Raw genomic sequence first — 6,374 nt, 5'->3', positions numbered from 1 at the left:
TAATGCGACAGCTCCTTTTTTTCAATTCCTTAATTCTTTCCCCTTTTTCACTATTCACTTTTTCACTACTTTCACCTCTGAAGTCTAAAAAATAGGAATTACTCTGGAAAATACAGTATTATGTAAAATATTTGTAAAATTACTATTGTATAATATATAATAAATTAAATAGGGAATATTACAGTTCACAGAGCATAGTTCACAGTTCACAGTTCACAGGGCACAATTCACAATTCATAGTGAATAATTCATAGGTTATTGTGAACAGTTTGGAATTAAATTACTGTATAGTTTCAGTTTCTGAAATTAAAGTTATTTATTTAATAAGGAAGTTATTGTAATGACTGTAAACTTTGTATTGATAATTAATAATTATTAAATGAGAGGAGTATTTAATATGGTACATTTAGTTTATTGCGACAATGCAGGGAAAAAGGGAGAGAAGGTTTTAGACAAAATATTAGAAGGAACAAAAACAATGGTTGTTAGAGGTGCTGCAGGAAGAAAAATACCTCATAGTCGTGTTTTTGAAGGAGAAAAGCTTTATTTTATGGAAAAGGGAAGTTCTAAAATTACTGTATCTGCTACTGTAAGTAAAGTTGAAAATCATATTAAGCTTTCTGAGGATGAAATAAAAAATATATTAGAGGAAAATCAACCTAAATTAAATCTTTCAGAGAAACAAAAAGTAAGATGGAACAAAAAATGCCTTTGTTTAGTAGAATTTTCTGATGTTGAAAAAATTGAACCATTAGAGTTTGATCATCAATCTAATATGGATGATTGGTTAATTATTGAAAAAATTGAAGATGTAGTTGTTGGAACAAGTATTCCTTACAATTATGAAAAATCAAAGTTTTAAAACAAATATAATATCAATATAAAAATTAATTAAGTTGTATTTGTATATATGGAATAAGGGAGATAAATAATGGTATTTATAAAAATTATCGCTAGTATTTTATTAATAATAGGAATAATAAATCCTAAATTATCATGGAAAATGTCAGAAGGGTGGAAATATAAAGATACAGAACCAAGTGAGGGATATCTTATTGGAACAAGAATAACTAGTGTAGTTATTTTAGTAATAATATGGCTCACAAAAGGTGGAATAGAATGATATTTGTAAATTAATTAAAGACACACAATAAAAAATTGATAAACTTATATAAAGCATAGGAGATAAAAGAATGGACATATGGATAAAGTTATTAAGTATTTCAGATAAGGAAGAGTTATTAAAATTTGAGGTGACAAATAGAAAATTCTTTGAAGATACATGTTTATCAAGAGGAGATAGCTATTATGAAGTTGAAAATTTTAATAGTATTATAGAAGAATTGATACAGGAACAAGAAAAAGGCTTAGTATATATGTATTTAATTTATAATAATTTTAATGAGATTATCGGAAGAGTAAACTTAGTAGATTTACAAAGAGGGAATTTCAATAAAGCAGAGTTAGGATATAGAATAGGCGAGATTCATCAAGGAAAGGGATATGCTACAAAAGCTGTTAATTTAATTTTAAAAGAAGCTACAAATAAACATAAGCTTCATAGAATAGAAGCAGGAACATCAATTAATAATATTGCATCTCAAATTGTATTGATAAAAAATGGTTTTCAATTTGTAGGAAAACAAGAAAAATATATATTATTAAATGGCAAGTGGCATGATAATGCTATTTTTGAAAAAGTATTAGATTAAAATGGCAAAGAGATAGTAGATATATAAAATAGATAAATTACTGAGTAATAAAAATATATTTATGTAGAACTGATGATAGAAATATAAAGTTATCTGATGAGCAGGATAATTCTGTTAGCTAAAAGATGAGAATAAGAGGTACGATATTATGAATAGAAATTTATTACTAGATATACATACGCATACATTAGTTAGTGGTCATGCTTATGGAACAATTAGAGAAATGGCATTTGCTGCTAAGGAAAAGGGAATTGAGCTTTTAGGAATAAGTGAGCATGCACCAGGAATACCAGGAACATGCGATCCCTTCTATTATTTGAATTTAGGTGTAGTACCAAGAAAAATTTATGGAGTTGAAATAATCCATGGATGTGAAATTAATGTTTTAAATGATGGACGACTTTCTCTTGAACAGAAATATATTGATCGTCTGGATTATGCTATTGTTGGTATTCATAGGCAATGTTATGAAAATGCTGGAGTAGTTAAAAATACGGAGAATCTAATTTCTTGCATGAAGCATGAAAAAGTCTTTTTTGTTTCACATCCTGATGATGACAATACACCATTAGATTATCAAAAATTGGTTATAGCCGCAAAAGAGTATAATGTTGCACTAGAAGTAAATAATAGTTCTTTATTAAAGAAAAACCAGCGACTAAATTGTGTAGATAATTATAAGAAAATGCTTAATCTTTGTAATCAATATGGAGTACATATAATTATTAACTCTGATGCTCATGATCCAAGCTGTGTAGGTGATTTTTCAGAAGCAGACAAGTTATTAAATGAAGTAGGATTTGATAATGAATTAATTTTAAATACAAGTATTGATAAGTTTAAGAAGTTTATTCACTATTAACATAATAAGGGTTTAGCCTTATAATTTATATTATCCTTGATATATCATATGATTAAAGAAAAACAAAATATTTATTGAAATATGATGAGATTTTATGCTATTATGTAATGATATTTATGTGTTAGTTTTTTATACACTAAAATATAAATAGCAATCTAAATTTTATATATGGAGGCTATTATGATAAAAAACGATGAATACTTTATTAAAAAGGCAATTGAAATATCTTTAAAGGCAAGAGAACAAGGTAATGAGCCATTTGGTGCTGTATTAGTAAAAGATAATGAAATTGTAATGATTGGAGGAAATCAAATTAATTCAGTTTCTGATCCTACACATCATGCTGAAATTGGATTGATTCGTAAATTTTGTTCTGAAAACAAAGTAAATGACTTAAGTGAGTACACACTATATTCAAGTTGTGAGCCATGTGCTATGTGTTCAAGTGCTATGGTTTGGTCTAAACTTGGGAAATTAGTATATAGTGTTTCACATGAACAATTAGCAGAAATTGCAGGAAGCAATATCATGATTCCATGCAAAGAAGTTTTTGAAAGAAGTCCACATCAGACAATTGTTATAGGTGAACTATTAAATGAGGAAGGCTTGAAAGTTTTTGATGGTTATTCCTTTGTATAAGTAATTTAAATAGTAAGCGATGGAATACCTTACGGTACTAAAAAAATCCAGCCTCAAATGAGAAGCTGGATTTTTTAATAGAAGCCTTCTTTGGCAATTTTCTTTATATAGTTATATTGTTTTCTTATCTGCTTTTTAAAATCAGCGTCTGAAAGCTCATTGTACAGAGCAATACCTTCTTCATAAAGGCATTCATATATCAATTCGCAATAATCATCATCTTCACGATGCATTTTCTTGTATCGCTGTTCTAGCTCATATGAAAAATCAAGGGTATAGGCTATATCATCAATTTTCCCACTAAGAAACTCTTTTGTCATGTTCATCATAAAATCAATATTAGGCAGACTCACTGCTAGGCTCCTCCTTTGTATTTATTCTACATTCAAGCTGTACATTATCTGCCCAAGGCAAATACTCCTTAAGAATGGAAGAGTCTTGTGTAAAATTACTATTGGGCAAATTTCGAAATATATATTCAAGATATTTGTAGGCATCTAAATTATTGGCTGCCGCCGTATTTATAATACTAAATATAAGTGCTGATGCTTCTGCTCCCGCAACTGAATCTGAAAATAGAGAGTTTTTTCGTGTTATTGCTACAGGTTTAACGGCGATTTCCGATAAATTGTTCGATAAAGGTATTCTTCCATCAAGCAAAAAATTAGTAAAATACTTTTTATGATTTAGTGTGTAATTCAAAGCTTTTTTTAAGTAATCTTGATTAGTGAAGGTTTTTTCAGCCCATGCGAAAAAGGCATCCAACACTGGGACACTTTCAATGAGTCTATTTCTTTTTCTTTCTTCAGGGGATAAACCTTTCCATTTTCTTTCTAGTTTAAAAAGCTTATCACAATAAGCCCTGCCAATGGCTCCGCCTGATCCTGGGATTTCCTTTTTACTAGAATCCAAGGGGATTGCATCTAGATAATATCGCCTTAAATGACTGAAGCAAAGACACCGTATAATTCCTTGAACCTTTTCGTAACCAGCGTAAGCATCCGAAACATGATAACCTTGAAAACCCTCAAGGAATTTTTTTGCATGTTCTCCTGAGCGAGTTCTGGTGTACTGGTATAAAATTATTGGTGGACCTTCATATTCTCCCGTCCTATGTATCCAAATATAAGATTTGCTAGATGCCTTCTTTCCATCTTCATGATTAACCTGCCAAGTTGTTTCATCACTCATAACAATACTGCTGGTTAACAATTGTTTATGCATCTCATCAAATATGGGTTTAAGCCAATACTCAGAGCTTCGAATCATCCAGTTTGCCATCATATATCTTTTAAGCTCAGCACCCATTCTCTTAAAATCCTTTTCCTGTCGGTATAGAGGTACTGACATCATATATTTTTGATACATTACCCATGCCACAATTGAAGGCGAAGCAAAAGAGTGCGTAAGCACAGGTGCTGGCGCAGTAGCAGTATATATAGAATCATATGGATTAGTATCGCTTTGACCACAATCAATACACTTATATATATATTGGACGTAGTCCTTTATTATAAGCTTTGCTGGTACATATTCCATTTCAGATCTTACTTTTTTCTTTCCTATTTTCACAAGTTCACTGCCGCAGATTTCGCAAACAGTTCCCTCATCGAGAACACATTCTACTACTTCATGAGGTAATAATTTTATTAATTGTTCTCTATCACCTTTTTTTCTTACAGGTCTCTTATGTTCCTTAATGTTTATAACTTTATTTTCAGCTTCGCCTGGGATTTCATCCACTAGTTCACCAAAAAGAAAGCATTGCCCATATATCTGAGGAGTTCTCTCACTTGATGCTCCAAAACGTTGCTTTGCTGCATGTAGCACTGCTTGAGTCAAAATTTCTACATTATGCTCCAGAGATTGTATCTTTTCCTGCAGTATTCTATTTTCATTTTCAAGCTCTTTAATACGTTTATCTTTTTCATCTGAATACTGCATTTTAAGACTCCTTTCTGGTTAATATTACAATTATATTATACCAGAAAAACGGCTATTTTACTAGCTTTTAGGAAGTATTAAAAAATCATTCCTTCAGTATCAACGCTTTCTTTAAGAGCTTTTTTCTGATCCACCTGTAAGCCATCTAGAAGCCATTCTAGCTGACGCTTTGTTATAGCTCTTACTTCCCCTTGAGTCTTTGGCCACTGAAACTTCATTTCATCAGAAAGAAATTTAGTGACCAAAATAAAACCATTTCCATCCCATCTTAAAGCTCTGAGCGAGCTGTGTTTTTTATTGCAAAATAAGAAAACACTTTTCCCACAGTATGGGTCCAATTTAAATTTTAACGAAACTAATGCCGCAAGACCGGTTTGTTGTTTTCGAAAATCTGTTGTTCCAAGTGCAAGATATATATGTTCAGCCTCATCAGCTATATGCTTCATCATAGCTGTTGCAGTACTTTCATTAGTCCTGCTAAAGAATCTTGATTAAAGTTACTTGGAACAGTTACATGCACATTATTGAAAAATATTTGGAAGTCATCTGGTTTACATTGCGCAGCTTCTGAATCATATGTATTTGAAATAATTGAACTAACTTCAGCAAAATCCATTTCGTTGTCTAATTTTTTATTTTTGTTAATTTTATTGTTCCAATAATGATACTTATGCTTGCTGACTTCGTTAATTTTGCACCATTCTGAAACTGACATTCCACTCTTTTTTCTTTCTTTGATTCTCTGCTTCCAGAGGATTAAATCTTCAGGTGTGGATCTCAAAATAAAACCTCCCATCTCTTTACTTTATTAAAAGTATAGCAAATGGGAGGTTATCTTACATGACGTGGTTTGTTCCACCGCTTACATTTAAATATATTAATAAAAAAAGATAAATATATAAATATAAAAAAATAAAATATAAAACTATTTTAAATACCGCATATTCTTTTTCTGGAATACTGCGGTATTTTTCTAGTTTTCAATTAAAATACATTATGAAAAATAATTTAAATTCTCAATTCTATTTTATTTAAACTAATTAATATGAATATTTTCTATATAAGCATTATACGGTTTACAAAATATGGTACAATATAAGGTGAGATAGATAAAAAGAGATTTGGAGGGTTAATTATGAAAAAGTGGTATGATGAGGAATACAAATTTGAAATTGAGGTAACTGGGTTTCTTCGAAGTGTAAATGTTAATATGAAAG

At 30.3% G+C, this 6,374-nt stretch carries 9 protein-coding genes; 5 read left to right on the top strand and 4 right to left on the bottom strand.

From position 1 onward, the window contains the following. Positions 1-397: 397 nt before the first annotated feature. The 5 genes from AAT22_RS10610 (at position 398) to AAT22_RS10590 (ending at position 3,213) form a co-directional block, all read left to right on the top strand. A complete protein-coding gene (locus tag AAT22_RS10610; RefSeq protein WP_047001193.1) occupies positions 398-862 on the top strand; it encodes a hypothetical protein in 465 nt (154 codons plus the stop codon). A 69-nt stretch (positions 863-931) separates the two neighbouring features. After that, entirely contained in the window at positions 932-1,123 is a 192-nt protein-coding gene (locus AAT22_RS10605; RefSeq protein ID WP_047001192.1) for a DUF6199 family natural product biosynthesis protein, read from the top strand. 70 nt (positions 1,124-1,193) lie between these two features. Beyond that, positions 1,194-1,712, top strand: a complete 519-nt coding sequence (locus tag AAT22_RS10600) for a GNAT family protein (protein WP_047001191.1) — start codon at positions 1,194-1,196, stop codon at positions 1,710-1,712. Between the two features lie 148 nt (positions 1,713-1,860). Beyond that, complete coding sequence (locus tag AAT22_RS10595; RefSeq protein ID WP_016208835.1) at positions 1,861-2,574, top strand: phosphatase; 714 nt, start codon at positions 1,861-1,863, stop codon at positions 2,572-2,574. A gap of 180 nt (positions 2,575-2,754) precedes the next feature. Beyond that, positions 2,755-3,213: a nucleoside deaminase gene (locus AAT22_RS10590; protein ID WP_084820752.1), complete on the top strand. Its 459-nt coding sequence runs from the start codon at positions 2,755-2,757 to the stop codon at positions 3,211-3,213. Between the two features lie 74 nt (positions 3,214-3,287). Here the strand turns inward: AAT22_RS10590 and AAT22_RS10585 are convergent, their stop codons facing one another. From AAT22_RS10585 to AAT22_RS10570, 4 genes are all read right to left on the bottom strand, one after another. Then, positions 3,288-3,566, bottom strand: a complete 279-nt coding sequence (locus AAT22_RS10585) for a hypothetical protein (RefSeq protein ID WP_047001190.1) — start codon at positions 3,564-3,566, stop codon at positions 3,288-3,290. Then, entirely contained in the window at positions 3,553-5,157 is a 1,605-nt protein-coding gene (locus AAT22_RS10580) for an IS66 family transposase (protein WP_047001189.1), read from the bottom strand. The genes AAT22_RS10585 and AAT22_RS10580 overlap by 14 nt, the downstream gene beginning before the upstream one ends. Positions 5,158-5,234: 77 nt before the next feature. Further along, the gene (tnpB, locus tag AAT22_RS10575) at positions 5,235-5,606 is read right to left on the bottom strand and encodes an IS66 family insertion sequence element accessory protein TnpB (protein ID WP_047001188.1); all 372 of its coding nucleotides are present in this window, start codon (positions 5,604-5,606) and stop codon (positions 5,235-5,237) included. Further along, on the bottom strand, positions 5,603-5,938 hold the full coding sequence (locus tag AAT22_RS10570; RefSeq protein ID WP_047001187.1) for a hypothetical protein: 336 nt from the start codon (positions 5,936-5,938) through the stop codon (positions 5,603-5,605). The genes tnpB and AAT22_RS10570 overlap by 4 nt, the downstream gene beginning before the upstream one ends. Positions 5,939-6,374 lie beyond the last annotated feature (436 nt).

Origin of the sequence: Clostridium sp. C8 (assembly GCF_001010885.1) — a bacterium.
Taxonomy (GTDB): domain Bacteria; phylum Bacillota; class Clostridia; order Clostridiales; family Clostridiaceae; genus Clostridium; species Clostridium sartagoforme.
Note: the sequence above shows the minus strand (reverse complement) of the source record. Positions and strands in the feature narration are given on the sequence as shown.